This is a genomic window from Streptosporangiales bacterium (genome assembly GCA_009379825.1).
GTDB lineage: Bacteria > Actinomycetota > Actinomycetes > Streptosporangiales > WHST01 > WHST01.
This window is the reverse complement of sequence record WHTA01000087.1, coordinates 1-20998: the sequence shown is the minus strand read 5'-3', so window position 1 is coordinate 20998 and position 20998 is coordinate 1. Positions and strand designations below refer to the sequence as shown.

At 71.3% G+C, this 20998-nt stretch carries 20 protein-coding genes; 5 read left to right on the top strand and 15 right to left on the bottom strand.

Annotated elements, in window-relative coordinates; all coding sequences use genetic code 11:
• Window positions 1-73 precede the first annotated feature (73 nt).
• Entirely contained in the window at window positions 74-481 is a 408-nt protein-coding gene (locus GEV07_26690; protein ID MQA06154.1) for a hypothetical protein, read from the top strand.
• A gap of 61 nt (window positions 482-542) precedes the next feature.
• On the opposite strand, the gene GEV07_26685 is transcribed toward GEV07_26690, so the two are convergent.
• The 3 genes from GEV07_26685 to GEV07_26675 form a co-directional block, all read right to left on the bottom strand.
• Complete coding sequence (locus GEV07_26685) at window positions 543-1340, bottom strand: hypothetical protein (GenBank protein MQA06153.1); 798 nt, start codon at window positions 1338-1340, stop codon at window positions 543-545.
• On the bottom strand, window positions 1337-1759 hold the full coding sequence (locus GEV07_26680; protein ID MQA06152.1) for a pilus assembly protein TadE: 423 nt from the start codon (window positions 1757-1759) through the stop codon (window positions 1337-1339). Before GEV07_26680 ends, GEV07_26685 begins: the two co-directional genes overlap by 4 nt.
• 372 nt (window positions 1760-2131) lie before the next feature.
• Window positions 2132-2308: a DUF4244 domain-containing protein gene (locus tag GEV07_26675; GenBank protein MQA06151.1), complete on the bottom strand. Its 177-nt coding sequence runs from the start codon at window positions 2306-2308 to the stop codon at window positions 2132-2134.
• A gap of 161 nt (window positions 2309-2469) precedes the next feature.
• On the opposite strand from GEV07_26675, the gene GEV07_26670 reads away from it, so the two are divergent.
• The gene (locus GEV07_26670) at window positions 2470-2937 is read left to right on the top strand and encodes a dCMP deaminase (protein ID MQA06150.1); all 468 of its coding nucleotides are present in this window, start codon (window positions 2470-2472) and stop codon (window positions 2935-2937) included.
• Between the two features lie 15 nt (window positions 2938-2952).
• Here GEV07_26670 and GEV07_26665 read toward each other — a convergent pair whose 3' ends face one another.
• The 12 genes from GEV07_26665 to GEV07_26610 form a co-directional block, all read right to left on the bottom strand.
• A complete protein-coding gene (locus GEV07_26665; GenBank protein MQA06149.1) occupies window positions 2953-3513 on the bottom strand; it encodes a type II secretion system protein in 561 nt (186 codons plus the stop codon).
• Window positions 3514-4042: 529 nt separating this feature from the next.
• Window positions 4043-4900 (bottom strand): hypothetical protein, encoded by an 858-nt coding sequence (locus GEV07_26660; protein MQA06148.1) that lies wholly within the window; start codon window positions 4898-4900, stop codon window positions 4043-4045.
• Complete coding sequence (locus GEV07_26655; GenBank protein MQA06147.1) at window positions 4765-5955, bottom strand: TadA family conjugal transfer-associated ATPase; 1191 nt, start codon at window positions 5953-5955, stop codon at window positions 4765-4767. Before GEV07_26655 ends, GEV07_26660 begins: the two co-directional genes overlap by 136 nt.
• A 666-nt stretch (window positions 5956-6621) precedes the next feature.
• Window positions 6622-7707 (bottom strand): septum site-determining protein, encoded by a 1086-nt coding sequence (locus GEV07_26650; GenBank protein MQA06146.1) that lies wholly within the window; start codon window positions 7705-7707, stop codon window positions 6622-6624.
• 457 nt (window positions 7708-8164) lie between these two features.
• Window positions 8165-8914 (bottom strand): oxidoreductase, encoded by a 750-nt coding sequence (locus GEV07_26645; protein MQA06145.1) that lies wholly within the window; start codon window positions 8912-8914, stop codon window positions 8165-8167.
• The gene (locus GEV07_26640) at window positions 8911-10638 is read right to left on the bottom strand and encodes a cation acetate symporter (protein ID MQA06144.1); all 1728 of its coding nucleotides are present in this window, start codon (window positions 10636-10638) and stop codon (window positions 8911-8913) included. The genes GEV07_26645 and GEV07_26640 overlap by 4 nt, the downstream gene beginning before the upstream one ends.
• 13 nt (window positions 10639-10651) lie before the next feature.
• The gene (locus GEV07_26635; protein ID MQA06143.1) at window positions 10652-11026 is read right to left on the bottom strand and encodes a hypothetical protein; all 375 of its coding nucleotides are present in this window, start codon (window positions 11024-11026) and stop codon (window positions 10652-10654) included.
• Window positions 11026-11754: a response regulator gene (locus GEV07_26630; protein ID MQA06142.1), complete on the bottom strand. Its 729-nt coding sequence runs from the start codon at window positions 11752-11754 to the stop codon at window positions 11026-11028. Before GEV07_26630 ends, GEV07_26635 begins: the two co-directional genes overlap by 1 nt.
• Window positions 11755-11828: 74 nt before the next feature.
• Entirely contained in the window at window positions 11829-13016 is a 1188-nt protein-coding gene (locus GEV07_26625) for a sensor histidine kinase (protein ID MQA06141.1), read from the bottom strand.
• A gap of 37 nt (window positions 13017-13053) precedes the next feature.
• Complete coding sequence (locus GEV07_26620; protein ID MQA06140.1) at window positions 13054-14283, bottom strand: hypothetical protein; 1230 nt, start codon at window positions 14281-14283, stop codon at window positions 13054-13056.
• 38 nt (window positions 14284-14321) lie between these two features.
• Entirely contained in the window at window positions 14322-15899 is a 1578-nt protein-coding gene (actP, locus tag GEV07_26615; GenBank protein MQA06139.1) for a cation/acetate symporter ActP, read from the bottom strand.
• The gene (locus GEV07_26610; protein MQA06138.1) at window positions 15896-16282 is read right to left on the bottom strand and encodes a DUF485 domain-containing protein; all 387 of its coding nucleotides are present in this window, start codon (window positions 16280-16282) and stop codon (window positions 15896-15898) included. Before GEV07_26610 ends, actP begins: the two co-directional genes overlap by 4 nt.
• A gap of 320 nt (window positions 16283-16602) precedes the next feature.
• Between GEV07_26610 and GEV07_26605 the strand changes: the two genes are divergently transcribed.
• The 3 genes from GEV07_26605 (at window position 16603) to GEV07_26595 (ending at window position 20944) form a co-directional block, all read left to right on the top strand.
• Complete coding sequence (locus GEV07_26605) at window positions 16603-17910, top strand: MFS transporter (GenBank protein MQA06137.1); 1308 nt, start codon at window positions 16603-16605, stop codon at window positions 17908-17910.
• A 26-nt stretch (window positions 17911-17936) separates the two neighbouring features.
• Entirely contained in the window at window positions 17937-19949 is a 2013-nt protein-coding gene (acs, locus tag GEV07_26600; protein MQA06136.1) for an acetate--CoA ligase, read from the top strand.
• 149 nt (window positions 19950-20098) lie between these two features.
• Window positions 20099-20944 carry a methyltransferase domain-containing protein gene (locus GEV07_26595; GenBank protein ID MQA06135.1) on the top strand — a complete coding sequence of 282 codons (846 nt, stop codon included), beginning with the start codon at window positions 20099-20101 and terminating at the stop codon, window positions 20942-20944.
• Window positions 20945-20998: the final 54 nt, after the last annotated feature.

Below are 20998 nucleotides of genomic sequence, written 5' to 3'. Positions count from 1 at the left end.
TACTGGGGGTGACGGTGTCGCCGTAGTGCCCTTCTTCGAGTCGGTTGTGAGAGATCACTCGAAGGACCACCCGGTGGCCGTCACCTACATCGGCAGCGACACGCTCACCAGGAGCCGTACACCACTCTGCCGGACGCCACTTGGTGACGTCGATGTGCAGCCCGATCCCGGATGTAGATGCTCGTACATCGGTCACTGTGTCGATATGACTGAGTCGGTTGGTCCGGCACCGGATCAGGGCTGCGTGGACGGTCGACGGGACCGGCCGAGGTGGCTGGCGATCTGGGCCGGTTCGAGCCGGCGACGCCAACTCGACTGCGCGATCTCGCGCACCAACCGCTCGGGTGTCCTGTTCGGGCACCTGTGGCGACTGGCTCGACCGGGCTTGCGTTCCGGCAATGCCTTCAGCCCGCACCGTCCGGCGCATTTCCTGGCTGGCACGGGCGAGACCATGAACATCGAGTGCTCCGGGTCAATGTAGCGGCAACGTGGGTCACGAAGGCTTGGACCGCGTCGCGAAATGACGTCGCTGAGCATCGCAGCTAGTAGACCGAGACGTGGATGTGGTCGAGGTGGCGCAGGGTGGGGTTGGTGGTGTCGCCGCTTGGATGTTGGTAGTCCTGCCAGCCGTCGCCCGGTGTCCAGATTCGATCGCGGTAGATCACGTACTTCACGCCGAGCGGCTCCGCGTTTCCGACCAACCATGACGCGATGCGCCAGCCCTTGGCCACCCGCGCTTCACTACGCCACGGAGTCAGCATGATGTCGACGGCGCGACCGGAGTAGTGATCGCTGCCGGGGATGTGACCGCTACGACAACCACCCGGACAGTAGCCACCGAGCTGCCGCTCCCCAAACTCTCGCCGGACCAGGTCACGCACCCGTTCCGCCCGCGGCGTCAGTCCCTCCGCGTTCATGGCGCCGCCGCCCACGTCGCCGCGAACCGTCGCTTCCACGGGGTACGGGCCGATGCCGGCCGCCGCGCGTGCCCGGGCGGTGGCCGAACCCCACTTGCTCAACGAGCCCCGCAGCCGCACCCTGGCACGCACGTCGGCTACGCCGTTCTCGGTCAGGCAGCTGATCAGGCTTGCGCCGTTCCGGCGGGCCACCGTCGCTGCCGCCCGGCAGGCCACCTGGTTGTCGGCGGAAGAGAGGCGCGCAGCGGCGGCCAGCGCTGCCATATCCGCCGCCGTTCCCGCGCGGTTGCGTGCTGTGGCAGCGGATCCGGACAGTGCGACGACGATCGACGCCGCGAACAGCGTGGCGGCCATTGCGAGTACCCAGATCGTCGCCGAACCGCGTTGGTCGCGCAGCGCTTTGTGCCGGCACCTCATGGTCATCGCCCTGGCTCGGTGGGCGGTGGTTGCACGGGATCGAGGTCTTCGACTGCCGCTACCGCACGCGCCTGTACCTGGAACGTGCGGAGCCCGGCGACCCGTACTGCCGCCGCGCAGCGCACCTCGACCATGCCCGCGGCGCGGGCGACCACCAGTCGCGCATCACGTGGCGCCGCCTGCCGGCCGGCCGCCTCGACGGCCGCGGTGGGCTCGCCGCGGGCGGCCGCACGTGCCGCGGCACGGGACGCGTCGTCGCATTTCAGCGACGCCTGTGCGTAGCCGATGCCGAGCATGCCCCACGCGACGAGCAGCAGCAGGGCCGGCAGGGCGACCGCCAGCTCTGCGGTATACGCGCCACGGTCGCTGCGCCACCGCGACCGGTTGCGCCGACCGAGGTTGGCACGTTGTGGTGTTCCGTTCATCGCGTTCCTCTCCTCCGCTCGCGCCAGCGGCACCGAGCTGCGGTGGGTGCTGGCGATCGGTCGCTCACCTGTCGAGTTCGGCGGGTGAGGTGGGGAACCGAAGAGGGGAAGGGCAATCTGTGGATGAGGGCGGTGGTGGCGCTGGCGGGTACCGGCTCCGTAGCCCGGTGGAAGTACGATCGAGGAGAAGATGGCCCCGGCCCAGCAGGAGAACAGCCACCGGTGATGGTCGTGGACAGCAGGCCCGCGGCGGTCGCGCACCGCCACGAGGTAGAGCCGGCGAGGGCGCGGCTGCGGGGCATACGAGTGTGGTGGCCGACGCGCGGCCAACCACCACACTCGGCGGGGGCAACAACGGGATCTGTGGCGTTCCTAGGTGAAGGCCGTGATCGCCTTCTCGATGATCATCCACAGCAGCTCGCGCATCTCGGGGCTGGTGAGCAGCTTGTAGAGAATGCCAGCGAGGCCAACCGCCGCCACGGTGCCGACGGCGTACTCCGCCGTCGACATGCCCGTCTCATCGCGGACGGCGTGGTGGACAGGAAGCATGACTACCTCCCATGAGACCGACGTCCGGCCGGCGCGGAAGACCCGAAGAGTTCGAGCCTCATTCACATCAGTCGGCAGCGAGGCGGGCTGACCACAGACCATTCCAGCGATCTGGGGACGACGAGATCGTCGCCGTGGCTGACCGATACGACGAAGGCACGATGACGCACCGAGAAACCTCACCGGCTACCGCGGCCGACCGCGACCTGCTGCAACAGGCCATCGACCTCGGCCTGCAGTGCCCACCTTCGCGTACCGCGTTCTCCGTGGGCGCGGTGATCGTGGCGGCGAACGGGGACGTCGTCGCCACCGGCTACTCGCGCGAGAGCGAGCCGGACGCCCACGCCGAGGAGACCGCGCTCGCCAAGGTGGACGCGCAGCCGCTGGCGAAGGCGACGCTCTACAGCTCGCTGGAGCCCTGCAGTGTGCGCAGCTCGCGCTCCACCTCGTGTACCGACCTGATCCTCGCGGCCGGTATCGAGCGCGTCGTGTTCGCACTCCACGAGCCGGCCATCTTCGTCGAAGGTCGCGGCGGCGAGCGTCTGGCCGCAGCGGGTGTGCAGGTCGTCCACCTGCCGGAGCTCGCGGCGCAGGTCGAGCAGGTCAACGCGCACCTGCTCCACACCTGAACGGAGCCGTACGCCTCACCACAGGTCTAGGGTGGTTGCGATGCTGGCCGCGACCGGCACCACGCCGAGCAACACGAAGGCGGGCAGGAAGCACAGACCCAGCGGGATCGTCGCCCGCACACCCACCTTCCTGGCGGCCTCCTCGGCCGCACCCTGCTGTTCCTGCCTGGCGGTGCTGGCGAGCTGCTCCAACGCAACACCGACCGGCGCGCCGGACGACACCGCACGCCCGACGGCACGGCCGAGCGGCGCAAGGGTCGGTTCGTCGGCGAGTACCGACCATGCGTCGGAGGGGTCGGCGCCGAGCCGCAGTAGTGCGACCACTCGGTGCAGGGCGTCTCCCACCGGCCCGCCGACAGCCTTGCTGACCGCCTCGGTGGCGGCCACCGGTGTGCCGCCCGAGCTGTAGCACGCGGCGAGCAGGTCTACGGCGACAGGCAGGTCGGCGACCATCCGGGCGCGGCGCGTCGCCACTGCCGCTGGTTCCATGCGGGCCAGGACGTAGTACGCGATCAGCGTTGCCAGCAGACCGAGCGGCACGCCCCATGGGACGCCGACGAACAACGTCACCCCGATGCCACCACCGACCGCGGCGAGGCCGCGCACCGGCAGCGGCCGTGACCGCGACCCGGCGGGCGACGCGCGTTGCCGTGGGCGGATCCGACCGAGCCGCCGGAGGGTGCGGCGGGTGGGCACGGGCCACGCGAGCACCGCGGCGGCGGCCAGCACCATGGCGAGGGCAGCGGCGGGTACCTGGGCCGTCATGACGACACCGCCTTCCCGACGACCCCCGCCATCCACCCGAGCACCGCGGGGGCGCGGGCCGTGGCAGACACCTCCGCAGTCATGACGACACCGCCTTCCCGACGATCCGCACCGGCCACGCCAGGCCGAGCACCGCGGCGGCACGGGCAGCGGCAGACACCTCCGCAGTCATGACGACACCGCCTTCCCGACGACCCGCACCGGCCACGCCAGGCCGAGCACCGCGGCGGCACGGGCAGCGGCAGACACCTCCGCAGTCATGACGACACCGCCTTCCCGACGACCCGCACCGGCCACACGAGCGCCGCGGGGGTGCGGGCCATGGCGGATGCCTGGGCCGTCATGGCGTCTCTGCCTTCCGGACGATCCGGGCGGTCCACGCCAGGCCGAGGACGTTGAGGCCGACCCCAGCGACCAGGCACAGCAGACCGTAGGGCGTACCGAACAGGAACGCGACCGGCTGTTGTCCGAGGCCGGTGGCGAACAGGATCCCCAGCAGCGGCAGTGCCGCCAGCAGCCGGGCGGTCGCGCGCGGGGCGGCAAGCTGCGTCTGGATCTCGCGCCTGCGGCGTTCCTCCGCGCGGAGCGCCGTCGCCAGCCGTTCGACCGCGTCCGCGAGCCCGGCGCCGGAGCCTACGCCCACCTGCCAGCACGCGGCCAACCACGCCAGCGCGGTGTGCCCCGGCTCGCGAGCGGCAGCGCGTAGGGCATCGGCGACGTCGCCGCCAGCGGTAGCCGTCGCGGCTACCTGGGTCAACACTGGCCGGCTCGGTTCGCCCGTGGCCGCCACCGACAGCCGGAGTGCCTCGTCCGGGGGGCGGCCGGCGCGCAGCTCCGCCGCGAGGGCGCCGCAGAGCTCGACGACGGCGCCGCGTGCCGCCGCTTCTGCGCGCCCGCGACGGGTCCATCGCGCCGCCCGGCGTAGGGCCGCCGCGTACCAACGCCGCGGCGCGGGCGGCGGATGTGGTGCGTTCAGGTGTGCAAGCCGCTGCTGGGACCAGCCGGCGTCCGCGGCCAGCCAGCCGGCCAAGGCGGCAAGCGCGACCGCGACGAGTAGCGCGTTCACCACGTCTCCCCTCGGGCTGTGAGCAGTGTCCGTAGCGCGTCCAGGCCGGGGCCGGGCACGACGCCGCTGGCCTCGAAGGTTGCCGCCGGCTGCACCCGCACAACGTCGTCGGTGCCGCGGGTCAGTACGCACACGTCGGCCACGCGCCGCACGCCGCTTCGCCGGTCGCGTTGCAGGTGCACGACGACGTCCAGCGCCGCGGCCAGCTGGCTGTGCACCGCCGCCCGGCTCAGCCCGGCCGCGACCGCCAGTGCCTCCATCCGCGCGGGGACGTCGGCCGCCGCGTTCGCGTGGACCGTGCCGCAGCCGCCTTCGTGGCCAGTGTTCATCGCGGCCAGCAGGTGGACTACTTCCGCGCCTCTGACCTCGCCGACCACCAGCCGATCCGGGCGCATCCGAAGCGCCTGCCTGACCAGATCGGCGAGGGTCACTGCGCCAGCGCCCTCGGCGTTGTGTGGGCGGGCCTCCAGCCGCACCAGGTGCGGGTGTGTGGGCAGCAGCTCGCCGGAGTCCTCCACCAGGAGGACGCGTTCCGCGGGGTCGACCTCGCTGAGCAGGGTGGCGAGGAGTGTGGTCTTCCCGGTGCCGGTACCGCCGCTGACCAGGAAGGCCAGGCGGGCGCGCACCAATGCCGTCAGCAAGTCGGCGCCGGGCGCGTCGACCGTGCCCGCGGCGGTCAGCTCGTCGAGGGTGAACGTGCGCCTGCGACTGACCCGCAGCGAGAGGCAGGTGCCGGCCGGAGCGACCGGCGGCAGCACCGCGTGTAGGCGAACGCCGTCGGGCAGCCTGGCGTCGACGTACGGCGCGGCGACGTCGAGCCGGCGGCCGGCCGCCGCGGCGAGCCGCTGGGCCAGCCGGCGGACTTCCGCATCATCGGCGAAGGCCACGGGGGCTCGGCGTAACCCGTCGCCGGTGTCCACCCAGACCTCGGCCGGGCCGTTGACGAGGACGTCGGTGACGCCCGGCAGCTGGAGCAACGGCTCGAGCGGACCGGTGCCGGCGAGGTCGGCGCGCAGCTGGGTGGTGAGGGCGAGCAGCTCGACGTCGCCGAGCACCACGCCCTCGGCGCGTACCGCCGTGGCCACTTGCGCGGGCGTCGGTTCGGCGCCGCTGCCGGCCAGGCGTGCCCGTACGGCCTCGCGCAGCCGGCCGTCGAGCGGTGTCGTGGTGGTCGGCTCGAGGGTCATGAGGAGACCTCCCGCGGGGCATCGCTATCGGTGTGGGACGGGTCTGGTGTAGCGCACGCCTGCTGGTGTGTCTGTGCTTGCGAGCGTGCACACGGCGGGGATGCGCCGGTGCCTGCCGGTTCGGACGGGCGAGTCGGGGTGCTCGGGTGCACGCCAAGCGGAGTACGCCGAGGTCAACCGCGAGCAGTGTGACTGGGCCGAGGGTGCATGGCTCCAGTTCGCAGGGCTGTGGGCAACGAAGACGGTCGCGGTTCGCTGTGTGGATGGGGCAGGGCCGGTGCTGGCAGTACCCGACGCTCTGGGCCAGCGACCGCGCATGCGACAGCGACGGCGGCCGGCGACCGGGCACGCGAGCGGCGGCCGGGCAGGCGACAGCGACCGCAGGCAGTGACCACAGGCACACGACAGCGGTAGCGAGCACGGGCGCACAACACCGGCAGCAGGGGGACGGCATTCGACGGACGGGCAGGCGACAACATCGCGGCGAGCGGGCGGGCGCGGTGGGCGCGGGGTGCACGACAGCGGCCGCGGTGGGCCTCGGCGTGGGGAACGTGGTGTGGGCAGGCGACAGCGACCGCAGGGAACACTGCGCCGAGGCAGCGGCAGCGACGGCGGTGCGACGACCGGCGATCGGAGCGGCAGCGTGTTGACGGTGGGGTGACGGGGTCATGCGGCGTGGCGGTCGCTTTCGAGGGTTAGGAGGAAGTTGCGGCAGAAGACGGCTAGGGGGGTTCGGGGGCGGCGGATTGGGGGCTCGCCGTGGTCTAGGGCTTCGGCTAGGCCGGGTTCGGCGCGGATGGAGCCTGCCAGGGGTAGGCCCAGGGACTGGCCGATGACGTCGGCGGGGAGGCCGGTTGGTGCGGGGCCGCGGACCAGGACGCGGATGTCGGCGGCGTGGTAGCGCAGGCCACCGGCTACGCGGGCGGCGGCGGCCACCGCGCGTACCTCGGCCGGTACTACGAGCAGCGTCACGTTCGAGCGGGTGAGGGCCTCCGCGGCGGCGTCGTCTACCCGGCGGGGTAGGTCTACGACGACCAGGTCGCTGCAGCGGCCGGCGGCGGCGAGCACCGCGCGCATCGCCTCGACGCTGATGTCGAGCTCGTCGCTGCGGTCCCAGGAGAGCACGGTCAGCTGGTCGACGCGGGGCAGTGCCGCTCGCAGCGCGGTGCCGTTGACCCGTCCTCTGGTCTGCGCGAAGTCGGGCCAGCGCAGGCCCTCGGTGTCCTCGCCGCCGACGACCAGGTCGATGCCGCCGCCCAACGGGTCGCCGTCGACCAGCAACGACTCGCGGCCCATTCGCATCGCGGTCAGCGCGAGGGCCGTGGCCGTGGTGGACGCGCCGGCACCGCCGCGGCCGCCGACGACGCAGATCGTCGGGCCATCTTCGGCCGGCGACTCCATCGCGTCGGCCAACCGGTCGACCAGCCAATCCTGGCCGGTCGGCAGCACGACCACCTGCTCCGCACCGAGCGCCAGGGCGCGCTTGAACATCTCGGGGTCCTCGGCCTGGCAGACGACCACCAGCCGCGCACGGGACGGCATCCGTAGCCGCACCGCCTCGGCGGACACGTCCTGCCCGAGCACCACCAGCGGTGCGGTGGCCCACGAGCCACGCACCGCACCCGGCGAAGCGGCCAGCTCCATGACCACTCCCGCGGCGGCCGCGAGCCGCAACACCTCGTCGACGAGCGTCGCGTCGTCGCTCACCAACAGCGGACGCGGCCGGCCGGACGAGTCGTCGCCGACCGGCATATCTGTTTCGGACACCAGACCTCCTGAGCTCGTTCGTCCGGGCGACTCGCCCAAGGAGATCGGCAGCAGGCGGCGGCAGCAGAAGGCCGGCGCGGCAAGTTGGGGACAACTCTTGCGCCGATACCCCGACCGCAGCTCAGGATGCAAGGATTGGTATGGCTAACCAGCCAGAATGGCCGCATCGGTCGAAGTGATCTTTGTCCAGGTCTTCCCTTTGCCGACATCAAGCCGTAACAATGGCACTACGGAACCGGTAGGGCGCGATGGGCGGTCGAATCCCACCACTCTCCCGCTTCCGGGCACAGCCGCTGGGCACCCACGCGCGACCAGCCGCGGGAGGCAGAGGCCGTCTCGGGTGTGAGCCCGACTCGGAATAACGTGCACGCTTGGTAACCCAGGCGGATGTGCAAATGGGTGGCGCTGGACGGCGCCACCCATTTCACGCGCGCACGGACGACTAACCGCGCAACAACGCCTCGCACACGGCCAACCCGTCCTGTGCCCCCAATCGTACGGCGGCCGCGCAGTGGACGACCCAGCGCGCCAGTCCCGCGGTGCCGGTGCCGTAGCCGGCGAGCGCCGCCTCGTACTCGTCCCGCAGCTCCAGGTGCCCCACCTCGGGCGCGAGCAGGCCCTTGCGGTCAAGGCCGCGGGCCAACAGCACCAGCCGGCCGGCCGGCTGCGCCACCAGCTCACTGCCCCAGGCGAACGCCGGCAGCGACGCGACCTCGCCGTGGACGACCGCCGACACCACGATCGCGGACACGTCCATCGGCGCGTCGAGCACCTGCGGCAGGGCCTGCAGCCGCTGCGCCGCGGTCGGTGACGCCGGCCGGCCGCACTCCGCCGCCGGCACGACGTCCGCGGCCGCGAGCGCGTGCAGTTTCGCGAGCGCCTGGCCGGGCGCACGTCGCCATACCGGCAACAGTGGGCCGACTTCGCCGGCGACCCGCAACGCCCCCTGGACGACCGGCGCGTCCGGCGGGGCCTGGCGCAGCTCGTCAAGCGGCACCTCCATCCCGGCGAGCGCGGCCGACGCCCAGGCGCCGCGCAGCGCGGTCTCCGCCGCGACGGCCGGCGCGTGCCGGCGCAGCGCGCGGTGCCCGAGCAACCGGTCGACCACCTCCCGCGCCTCGCCGACGGCCTCGGGCACGCCGGGCAACGCCGCCACCGCGGTCAGTGGGTGCGCCGTACCGCTGGCGGTCATGGTGCGGTCTCCCCTCGCGCGACGCGGTGCGTCTCCGGCAGGTGCAGTCGCACCATTGTCCTCGCCACGTCGGCGGGCACCCGGCGCCGGGTCAGCAGCGACACCCCGACCATCACGGCGAACGCCAGCGGCACGCTCCACGCCGCCGGTTCCTGCAGCAGCGCGCTCAGCCAGCCGCTGTACGGCCCGCCGAACATGGTCGCGAGCACTGCCGCCGTCGCGACGCCACCGCCGGTGAGCAGGCCGGCGAGCGCGCCCGCCGCCGTCAGTTTCCGCCACCAGATGCCCAACACCAGCAGCGGGCAGAAGCTCGACGCGGCGACCGCGAACGCCAGCCCGACCACCGACGCCACGCCGATGCCCTGCGCGACGAGCGACACCAGGTACGGCACGAGCACCGCAACCAGGGTGCCGAGCCGGAACGCCGCCACCTGCCGCCGCCGCGGCCGCATCACGTCCTGCGCCAGCGCACCGGCGACGGAGATCGCGAGCCCCGAGGACGTGGAGAGGAACGCCGCGAACGCACCCGCGGCCACCAACGCGCCGAGCCAGGTGCCGCCCGCGCCGCCGATCAGCCGTTCGGGCAGCAGCAGGACGGCGCTGTCCGTGGTGCCGGTGAGCAGCAGGTCGGGGGCGTACTGCCGACCGAGCACGCCGTACAGCGGTGGCAGCAGGTAGAAGCCGGCAAGTAGGCAGATCACGAACAACGTGGTGCGACGGGTGTCACGACCGTCGGGGTTGGTGTAGAAGCGGACCAGCACGTGCGGCAGTCCCATGGTGCCGAGAAAGGTCGCGAGGATCAGCGAGTACGTCGCGTACACCGGGTGCTCGTCGCGTGCCGTGTGCGGCAGCGCCCACTGGTCGTTGCTGGTGTTCGGCAGGTCCGCGCGCACCGGCACCTCGGCGCCCGCAGGCAGGGTCACCCTGGTGCCCGCGGCGAGCACGTGCGTGCCGGGTTCGAGCGACAGCCGGCCGTCGACCTGCCTGCCGTCGACCTCGCCGTCGACGACGTACGTCTCGGGGTTGCGGGTACGCACGGTGGTCGCCTCGCGCACCGTCACGGTCGTCGCCTCGCGCACGGTGGGCTGGTCGTCGCCGACCGGCTGGCCGTCCGCCCGCCAGACGGCGATCAGGAACAGCGCGGGGATCAGCAGCGCGCAGAACTTCAGCCAGAACTGGAACGCCTGCACGAAGGTCACCGACCGCATGCCGCCGGACAGCGCGGCGAGCAACACCACCACGCAGACGACCAGCCCGCCCGTCCACGCCGGCGTGCCGGTGATGGTCTGCAGCGTCAGGCTCGCACCTTGCAACTGCGGTACGAGGTACAGCCAGCCGATCAGCACCACGAAGGCGGTGGCGCACCTGCGTACCGCCACGGAACCGAGCCTGCTCTCGGCGAAGTCGGGCAACGTGTACGCGCCGGATCGCCGCAACGGTGCCGCGACGAGCACCAGCAGCAACAGGTACCCGGCCGTGTACCCGACCGGGTACCAGAGCATGTCGACGCCGTACGCGAGCACCAGTCCCGCGATGCCGAGGAACGACGCGGCGGACAGGTACTCGCCGCCGATCGCGGACGCGTTCCACATCGGCGACACCTTGCGCGACGCGACGAAGAAGTCGCTCGTCGTGCGCGCGACCCGCACGCCGACCAGGCCGATGCAGATCGTCGCCACGGCAACGAACGCCACGGCGAGGACCCCGTGCCAGGAGCCGGTCACCTCGTCCTCGCCGTCAACGCCCGACCAGGTCGGAGAAGTCGCGTTCGTTCTTCTCCGCGTGCCTGACGTAGTAGCCAGCCGCGGCGATCAGCAGCGGGTAGACGAGCACGCCGAGCATCAGCCACGGCAACGGCAGTCCGAGCACCTGCACCTCGGCCAGCTGCGGCAGGAAGTAGAACACCAGCGGCAGCGAACCCAGCACCACCCCCACGACCGCGCACACCAGCACGGCGAGGCGCAGTTGGCTTCGTACGAGCGACCGTACGTAGACCTCGCCGAGCCTGGTCTGCGAGTCGATCTCCTCCACCACGGCGACGCGCTTCGACTGAGACCGGTGCTGGCGGCGCGGCCCGGTGACCACGATCCGCTTGCGGGCGGGCTCCTCCACTACGCCACACCTCCGTTCGCCCGGCGCCGCAGCAGCTCCCGCAGCTCCCTCGTGTGCCGGCGGCTCACCTGCAGCGGCGTGTCCGCGACCACGACGACGGCGCGGCCGCTGTCGAACCTGATCTCGTCGATGTGCCCGACCGACACCAGGATGCTGCGGTGTATGCGCACGAAGCCCAGCCGGCGCCACCGCTCCTCCAGCGTCGAAAGCGGTACGCGCACCAGTGGGCTGCCTGCGGACGTGTGCAGCCGCGCATAGTCGCCGTGCGCTTCCACGTAACGCACGTCGCTGACCGGCACGAACCTGGTCACGCCGGCCAGCTCGACCGGGACGGTCTCCTCGTGCGTGGTCGGTTCGCCGTACCCGGTGCCGGGCTGCGCCACCCGGCGGACGGCCTCGCTCAGCCGCTCGGCCCTGATCGGCTTCAGCAGGTAGTCGACGGCGTTCAGCTCGAACGCGTCCACCGCGTGCTCCTCGTACGCGGTGACGAAGACGACGGCCGGCGGGGCGCGGAACCGGCCGAGGATCCTGGCCAGCTCCAGCCCGGACAGCCCGGGCATGTGGATGTCGAGGAACAGCGCGTCCACCCGCCGACGGTCGAGCAGGCGCAACGCCTCGTCGGCAGACTCCGCGGTGCGGACGGCGCCGATGCCTGGTTCGCGCTCGAGCAGATACCTGAGCTCGGCGAGCGCGGGCGGTTCGTCATCGACCACCAACACGTCGAGCATGCCCGCGAGCGTACGACGGCACACGCAGATCCGCTACGCCGACCGCGTACCTGGCCCTCTACGTAGCAACCGGCTCAGCTGTCCGCGTGAACCCCGGCGTGGTACTTCGGCACCCGCAGGCTGACCTTCGTACCCGCGCCCGGAGCGGTCTCGGCGACCAGCCCGTACTCGTCGCCGAAGACCTGCCGCAGCCGCTCGTCCACGTTGGCGAGGCCGGTGGAGTCGCCGCCCTGCTCGCCGGCGAGTACCCGCCGCAACTGCTCGGGGTCCATGCCGACGCCGTCGTCCTCCACGCTGATCGCGCAGTCGGTGCCCTTGTCGTCGCCGAGGATGGTGATGTGACCGACGCCGGGCTTGGTCTGCAGACCGTGCCGCAATGCGTTCTCCACCAGCGGCTGCAGGCAAAGGAACGGCACGGCCACCGGCAGCACCTCGGGCGCGATCCGCAACGTGACCTGTAGCCGGTCGCCGAACCTGGCCCGTTCGAGCAGCAGGTACCGCTCGATGGAGCGCAGCTCCTCCGCGAGCGTGGTGAACTCGCCGTGCGTGCGGAACGAGTACCTGGTGAAGTCGGCGAACTCGAGCAGCAGCTCCCGCGCCCGCTCCGGGTCGGTACGTACGAACGACGCGATCACGTTCAGCGAGTTGTAGACGAAGTGCGGCGAGATCTGCGCCCGCAGCGCCCGCACCTCGGCGATCGCCAGCCGGGTGCGGGAGCGGTCGAACTCGGCCAGGTCGAGCTGCGTGCTCACCCAGCGGGCCACCTCGGTCACCGCGCGCACCAGCCCGGCCGACGCGTTCTCCCCGAACGCCGCGAGCACCCCGACGACGTGGCCGTCGGTCGTCAACGGCGCGATGACCACGTACCGCACCGGGCACCAGGAGTCGTGGCAGGCGACCTGCTCCGGCCCGGCCACCACGGGCGCGCTGCCGTCGAGCACGGGAGCGGCGTGCGTCAGCACCCCGGCGGCGTGCCGGTCGTACGAGCCGTCCCAGGCGAGCACCTGCCGGTCGTCGGCGATCGCCACCGCCGCCGCGCCGAGCAGCGACCGCAGGTGCCGCACCGACTTCGCGGCGCCCGCGGGGGTCAGCCCGCCCCGCAGTGGGGGCGCGGCCAGCGACGCCTGGTGCAGCGTCTCGTAGGCCGCGCGTTCCGTGGGGGTACCGAGGTCGCGCCTGTTCCGCCTGATGTACCGCCAGGCGGCGAACAGCACGACGGCGATCGCCACCACGATGGCCGCCACCGCAGCGAACTCCCGCATGGGTCGACGGTACGCGCTGCGCCCTGGCAGCCGCACGTCAGTCGACAAGCACGAGCGGCACCTGCTCGGTGCGGCCCACCAACCTGCCTGGCACCCGCCACAGCCGCGCGGTGCCGCGCTGCCAGGCGAACAGCCGCACGTGGTCGCCGTAGTTGGTCGCAAGCACGAGCCACTCGCCGTCCGCGGCGAACGTCAACCCGACGGACGACTTCGCGGCGAACTGCAGGTGCGGCACGATCTCCAGGTCCCCGGTGTCGAGGTCGAGCACGGCGACGCTCGTCGGCGGCACCGGGTGACTGTGCACGTACCGCTGGCGTAGCAGGTCGCGGGCGAGCTGGAAGGCAGCGAACCGGCCGTCGGCACTCGACACGGCCTGCCCCGTCGGCGTCTGGTTGAACGGCAGCCGGTACGTCGAGCCGCCGGCGCCGTCGATCGGGGTGCGGTGGATCGTGCAGCGCCTGTCGGTGGGGTCGACACCCCGCACACCGGGCAGGAAGCGGCACGCCTCGCCGGTCCAGAGCACGAAGTCGGCACCGACGTGCAGCACGTGTCCCTTCGCGATCCGGTGCTCGATCCTGCCGGTGTCGGGGTCGAGCAGGACGATGCGCGGGCCTTCGTCGGACGAGAGGCGGGCGCTGCGCTGGCCGACGACCCCGGTGGCGGAGACGCCGAGCGGGAGCACCCGTCTCGGCAGCCGCACCGCGGTACCCCCGTCGACCGGACGGAGCACCGCGCGGCCGTTCGGGTCGTTCGGCAGGTCGACGCCCCACGCCCCGGCCGGGCCGGCGAGCACGTCGTCGACGCGGCCGGCCATACGTACGGCGTGGGCCACGCTACGGCCGGAGTAGCGCAGCACGGTCGTCTCGGTGCGGTCGCACGTGGTGCTGAGCGCGTAGACGTCGTCGCCACGCCGTTGCAGTGCGGACACCGGCCAGTCGGCGACCGTCGCACGGAGCCTGGAGTCGAGGCCGACGCGCACCAGCCGTTCGCCACCGACGAGCACGTGCCCACCGATCGGTCGGTCGAGTGCCTCGGCGGCCGCGATCGGCAACAAGACGTCGCCCCCTCTGGCAGTCGGCCACTGCGGCCGGCTGTCGCCCGACCAGGTGCCCTGCGTGGGCGACCGGTCCGCCGCCGGCTCCCCGTCGGTCACCCGGGCGACCACCGCGTACCCGGCGAGGGCGAGCGCCACCAGCCCGACCAACGCGGGCAGCAGACGCCTACGCGGCCGCTGCGGCCCCTGTTCGACAATGTCGGGCTCGTCCATGTCCGGTCCCCGGGCGCGCGCTCACGCGCCCGTCCCGGTCAGTGTGCACCAGAACCGGTGAGTGCCCGACCCTCAAGCTCGACGAACCGCTCCTCCGCCTCCGGCTCCCTGGACGTGACCGACCCGAGCCAGCCGAGGAAGAACCCGGCCGGGATCGACACGATGCCCGGGTTCGCCAGCGGGAACAGCGCGAAGTCCGCCTGCGGGAACATCGCCGTCTCCGCGCCCGACACCGTCGGCGAGAACACCACGAGCACCACGCACACGATCAGTCCGCCGTAGATGCTCCACACCGCACCGCGGGTGTTGAACCGCCGCCAGAACAGGCTGTAGACAATGCACGGCAGGTTCGCCGACGCCGCCACCGCGAACGCCAGCGCGACCAGGAACGCGACGTTCAACGTCTGCGTGAACAGCGCCAGCACGATCGAGACGCCGCCGATGACCAGAGCGGCCACCCGCGCCACGACGATCTCCTGCCGTTCGGTCGTACGTCCGCGCCTGATCACGTTGGCCCACAGGTCGTGCGCGAACGAGGCGGACGACGTCAGGGTGAGGCCGGCGACCACGGCAAGGATGGTCGCGAACGCCACCGCGGAGATCAGGGCGAGCAGCAGCGACCCACCGAGCGAGCCCTGGCCGCCGCCGACCACCTCGGCGAGCAGCGGCGAGGCGAGGTTGCCTGCCGCGTCGAGGTTGTCCTTGTTGACCAGCGCCGCGGCGCCGAAGCCGAGCGCGAGCGTCATCAGGTAGAACGCACCGATCAGGCCGATCGCCCAGACCACCGACTTCCGGGCGGCCTTGGAGCTCGGCACGGTGTAGAACCGCATCAGGATGTGTGGCAGGCCGGCCGTGCCGAGCACGAGCGCGAGACCGAGGCTGAGGAAGTCGATCTTCGACACCGAGCTGATGCCGTACTTCAGGCCCGGCTCGATGAACGCCGAACCCTGCCCGCTCTTCGCCGCCGCCTCGCCGAGCATGGCGGACAGGTTGAACTTGAAGTGGGCGAGCACGAGGATCGCGATCAGCAGCGTGCCGATCATCAGCAGCACGGCCTTGACGATCTGCACCCAGGTCGTCGCCTTCATCCCGCCGACGGTGACGTACAGGATCATCAGCAGCCCGACGAAGACGATCGTCAGGTTCTTCGCCACCGGGCTCTCCGCACCGATGAGCAGGCCGACGAGCGCGCCGGCACCTGTCATCTGCGCGAGCAGGTAGAAGATCGAGACGACGATCGTCGACGTACCGGCCGCCGTACGTACCGGCCGCTGCTTCATCCGGAACGACAGCACGTCGCCCATGGTGTAGCGGCCGGAGTTGCGCAGCAGCTCGGCGACGAGCAGCAACGCCACCAGCCAGGCGACGAGGAACCCGATCGAGTAGAGGAACCCGTCGTAGCCGGAGAGCGCGATGATCCCCGAGATGCCGAGGAACGACGCCGCGGACATGTAGTCGCCCGAGATGGCCATGCCGTTCTGGAACCCGGAGAACGCCCGGCCACCGGCATAGAAGTCGGTAGCGGTGTGAGTGTGCCGGCCGGCCCAGTACGTGATGCCCAACGTGCCCACGACGACCGCGGCGAAGAGTACGAAGGTCAGTGCTTGGCTGCTCATGCGCCACCTGCTCCCGCTCGGCTACCGACCTCGGCGTCGAAGCTGTTCTTCAGCCGCTCCGCCAGCGGGTCGAAGTCGCGGCCCGCCTTGCGCGCATAGAGCCACGCGATGAGGAACGTGGACACGAACTGCAGCAGCCCGAAGATGAGCGCGATGTTCACGTTCCCCACGACCTTGATGGCCATGAAGTCGTGGAAGTAGTTGGCCGCGATGACGTACATGCCGTACCAGACCAGGAAGAGGACGGTAGCCGGGAAGACGAACCGCCGGAACCGGCGCCTCAACTCGACGAAGTCGTCGCTCGCGTGCAACCGGTCGTAGGCCGCCCGTACGGCGGCGTCGTCGGGTTCGTAACCCTCCGCCGTTGTCTGTCCATCTGCCATGGCAGCTCCCGTGCTGACTGCGTTGTCCTCGGGGGTCGACGGCGCACGCGTGCGCGCCGCGACGAAGATGACACAGCCGCTCAGCCCGAGTCACGGACGCGCGGGCGAGGCAGCGCCGGTACGACCGACGGGCCGACCGCTCGTCGACACACGCCGACCGCTCGTCGCGGTCGCCGTACAGCGAACGCCCGCAGGAACACGCCCGGCGCCGCAGACGCTCCGCTCACCGCAGCGCTCGGCAGCCTGTCACGCTGGCTGGCCAGATCCTTACGAATATCGACCATCAGGCCACTGGCCGTCCGCCGCTCGTCTCACCGAGGATGGAGCGTGTGACGCAGGCTTCCCCGCCCCAAACCACCGCACCCCGACCGCCATCCCGGCGCATCCACCGCGCCTGGGCCGTAGCTGCCGTCGCGTTCCTCGCGATCGTCGGCGCGGCCGCCTTCCGTGCGACGCCGAGCCTGTTCATCGACCCGCTGCACCAGGAGTTCGGCTGGTCCCGCGCGACGATCTCGTCCGCGGTCACCATCAACCTCGTGCTGTACGGCCTGACCTCGCCGTTCGCCGCCGCGCTGATGGAGCGGTTCGGCATCCGCAAGGTGGTCACCTGCGCGCTGAGCCTGATCGCCGTCGGCAGCGGCGTCACGGTGTTCATGACGGCCAGCTGGCAGCTGGTGATGTGCTGGGGCTTCCTCGTCGGCCTCGGGACCGGCTCGATGGCGCTCGCGTTCGCCGCGACCATCACCGGCCGGTGGTTCGTGAAGCGGCAGGGCCTGGTCACCGGCATCCTCACCGCGGGCGGCGCGACCGGGCAGCTGGTCTTCCTCCCGGTGCTCGCCGTGCTGATCAAGAACTACGACTGGCGCATCGCGGCACTGACCGTCTCCATCGCCTCGCTGACCGTGGTGCCGCTGGTCATCTGGGTGATCCGCGACCGGCCGTCGGACGTCGGCACGACGGCGTACGGGGCGGAGCCGACAGACGATCAGGTGACCGGACCCGACCCGCTGCAGAAGGGCGCGGGGAGCCGCGCACTCGGCGCGCTGTTCTCGGCCGCGCGCACCCGGGCGTTCTGGCTGCTCGCCGGCACCTTCGCCATCTGCGGTGCGAGCACGAACGGCCTGGTGAGCACGCACTTCGTCCCGGCCGCCCACGACCACGGCATGCCGGTGACGACGGCCGCGTCGCTGCTGGCGGTCATCGGGATCTTCGACATCGCCGGCACGATCTTCTCCGGTTGGCTGACCGACCGGTTCGACCCGCGCAAGCTGCTCGGCGTCTACTACGCGCTGCGCGGCATCTCGCTGCTGTTCCTGCCGATGCTGCTCAGCGACTCGGTGCACCCGCCGATGCTGTTCTTCATCGTCTTCTACGGCCTGGACTGGGTGGCCACGGTACCGCCGACGGTCGCCCTGTGCCGCAAGCACTTCGGCGCGGACGGCCCGATCGTCTTCGGCTGGGTACTCGCCTCGCACCAGGTGGGCGCCGGCTTGATCGCGTTCGGCGCGGGACTGATCCGCGACCACAACGGCTCGTACGACCACGCCTGGCACCTCGCCGGCGCGCTCTGCGCGATCGCGGCCGTGATGTCGCTGCTGATCCGGCGCCGACGTAATGTCGCAACCTGACACCCGGGCTTGAACACCGGTGCGCCATGCTGGTGATATGCCTAGGTGGACGCCGACGACGACGCGAGGGAGCGGCCGTGAGCTCTGAAGCACTCTCCAACCTGATGCACGAAGAACGCCGGTTCGCGCCACCGGCCGAGTTGGCGGCCAACGCCAACGTCGGCGAGGACGTCTACGCCAAGGCCAGTGCGGACCGCGAGGCCTGGTGGGCCGAGCAGGCAGAAGGGCTCACCTGGACGCAGCGGTGGAACACCGTGCTCGAGTGGAACGCCCCGTTCGCCAAGTGGTTCGTGGGCGGCAAGCTGAACGCGGCGTACAACTGCGTCGACCGGCACGTGGAGGCCGGCAACGGCGACCGGGTCGCCTACTACTGGGAGGGCGAGCCCGGCGACAAGCGCACCATCACCTACGCCGACCTGCACCGCGAGGTCTGCCAGGCGGCCAACGCCCTGCTCGAGCTCGGCGTGCAGACCGGCGACCGGGTGGCGATCTACCTGCCGATGATCCCGGAGACCGTCGTGGCCATGCTGGCCTGCGCGCGGATCGGCGCACCGCACACCGTGGTGTTCGGCGGGTTCTCCGCCGAGGCGCTCTCGAGCCGCATCCAGGACTGTGACGCGCGCGTCGTCATCACCGCGGACGGCGGCTACCGGCGCGGGGCGCCCAGCGCGTTGAAGCCGAACGTGGACGCCGCGCTGGAGAGCTGCCCGGACGTCCGCAACGTGCTCGTCGTGAGGCGCACCGAGCAGGACGTCGCCTGGACCGAGGGCCGCGACCTGTGGTGGCACGCCGTGGTCGCGAAGCAGAGCGACAAGCACACCCCGGAGGGCTTCGACGCCGAGCACCCGCTGTACGTCATGTACACCAGCGGCACGACCGGCAAGCCGAAGGGGATCCTGCACACCACCGGCGGCTACCTCACCCAGTGCGCGTGGAGCCACTGGGCGGTCTTCGACCTGAAGGCCGAGACCGACGTGTTCTGGACCGCGGCCGACATCGGCTGGGTCACCGGGCACAGCTACATCGTCTACGGGCCGCTGGCCAACGGTGCGACGTCGGTGATGTACGAGGGCACGCCGGACACCCCGCACAAGGGACGCTGGTGGGAGATCGTGGACCGGTACGAGGTCACCATCCTCTACACCGCGCCGACGACCATCCGGACGTTCATGAAGTGGGGCGCGGACGTACCCGCGGACTACGACCTGTCCTCACTGCGCCTGCTCGGCAGCGTCGGGGAGCCGATCAACCCGGAGGCGTACATCTGGTACCGACAGCACATCGGCAGTGACAAGTGCCCGGTGATGGACACCTGGTGGCAGACCGAGACCGGCGGGCAGATGATCAGCCCGCTGCCCGGCGTGACGCACGGCAAGCCGGGCGCGGCGATGAAGGGCCTGCCAGGCATCAACGTGGACGTGGTCGACGACCAGGGCCAGTCGGTGCCGAACGGCTCCGGCGGCTACCTGGTCGTCACGCAGCCATGGCCGGGGATGCTGCGCACCCTCTGGGGTGACGACGAACGGTACGTGCAGACGTACTGGTCGCGCTTCGACGGCGTCTACTTCGCCGGCGACGGCGCGAAGAAGGACGAAGACGGCGACCTGTGGCTGCTCGGCCGGGTGGACGACGTGATGAACGTGTCCGGCCACCGGCTGTCGACCACGGAGATCGAGTCCGCGCTGGTGTCGCACGAGTCGGTCGCCGAGGCGGCCGTCGTGGGCGCCGCCGACCCGACCACCGGGCAGGGCATCGTCGCGTTCGTGATCCCGCGCGGCGCGGCGGCGGCGGACGTGGCGGGCGACGAGTTCGTCAAGGAGCTGCGCGACCACGTCGCCACCTCCATCGGCCCGATCGCCAAGCCGCGGCAGATCCTCGTGGTGCCCGAGCTGCCCAAGACCCGCTCGGGCAAGATCATGCGCCGACTGCTGCGCGACGTCGCAGAGAACCGCGCGATGGGCGACGTCACCACCCTGCAGGACAGCAGCGTGATGAACCAGATCGCCGACATGCTGCCCAACGCCAAGGGCGACGACTGACCGCTTAAACCGACGCAGAGCGGGGCCACGACACCACGTCGTGGCCCCGCTTCGTTCGTCAGGGGGTTGTCAGGGGCCTGTGAGTGGTGCGCGCGGGCAGGTACGGCGACGCTCGTGGTGACTGTTCGCCTGAGGAGGCCGGCATGACCATGCTCGACACCGAAGCAGACCGTGCGTTGAAGACGAAGCACCGGGCGATGTGGGCGCTCGGCGACTATCCGGCGGTAGCCAGCGAGCTCATCCCCACCCTCGGGCCGGTGCTCGTCGAGGCGTGCGGTGTGCGGCCGGGCGACCGGGTACTCGACGTCGCCGCCGGAACGGGCAACGTAGCCGTCCCCGCCGCAGTCGCCGGGGCGACCGTCGTGGCCAGCGACCTGACACCAGAACTGTTCGAGGCCGGCAAGCGGTATGCCGCAGTAAGGGGCACGCACGTCGAATGGCGGGAGGGTGACGCCGAAGCGCTGCCGTTCGACGACGACGAGTTCGACGCCGTGCTGTCATGCGTCGGGGTCATGTTCGCTCCGCATCACCAGGCGGCCGCGGACGAACTCATCCGGGTCTGCCGTCCTGGCGGCACCATCGGCCTGCTGAACTGGACGCCGGGCGGGTTCATCGGCCAGATGTTCGCGGCCATGAAGCCCTACGTGGCACCGCCACCACCGGGCGCGCAACCCCCGCCCCTGTGGGGCAGCGAGGACCACGTGCGCGCGCTCCTCGGCGACCGCGTGACCGACGTCGAGACACGGCAGCAGACGGTGACGATCGACCGGTTCGCGACGCCCGAAGACTTCCGCGACTTCTTCAAGACCAACTACGGGCCCACCATCGCCGCGTTCCGCGGCATCGCCGACGAGCCCGTCAGGGTCGCCGCGCTCGACGACGAGCTCGCCGACCTCGCCAGGCGCCACCCCGAGTTCCGCAGTTGGTGGGCATGCGCGGGCTGTCTGAACAGGGTTTGTGCTGGTAGCGGCGTTGCGTGTCGTCCGGGATCCTGAAATAGTGTGGGCACACAACTTGGCGTGTCGAGCTTGATGATGCTGCTTGTTGCT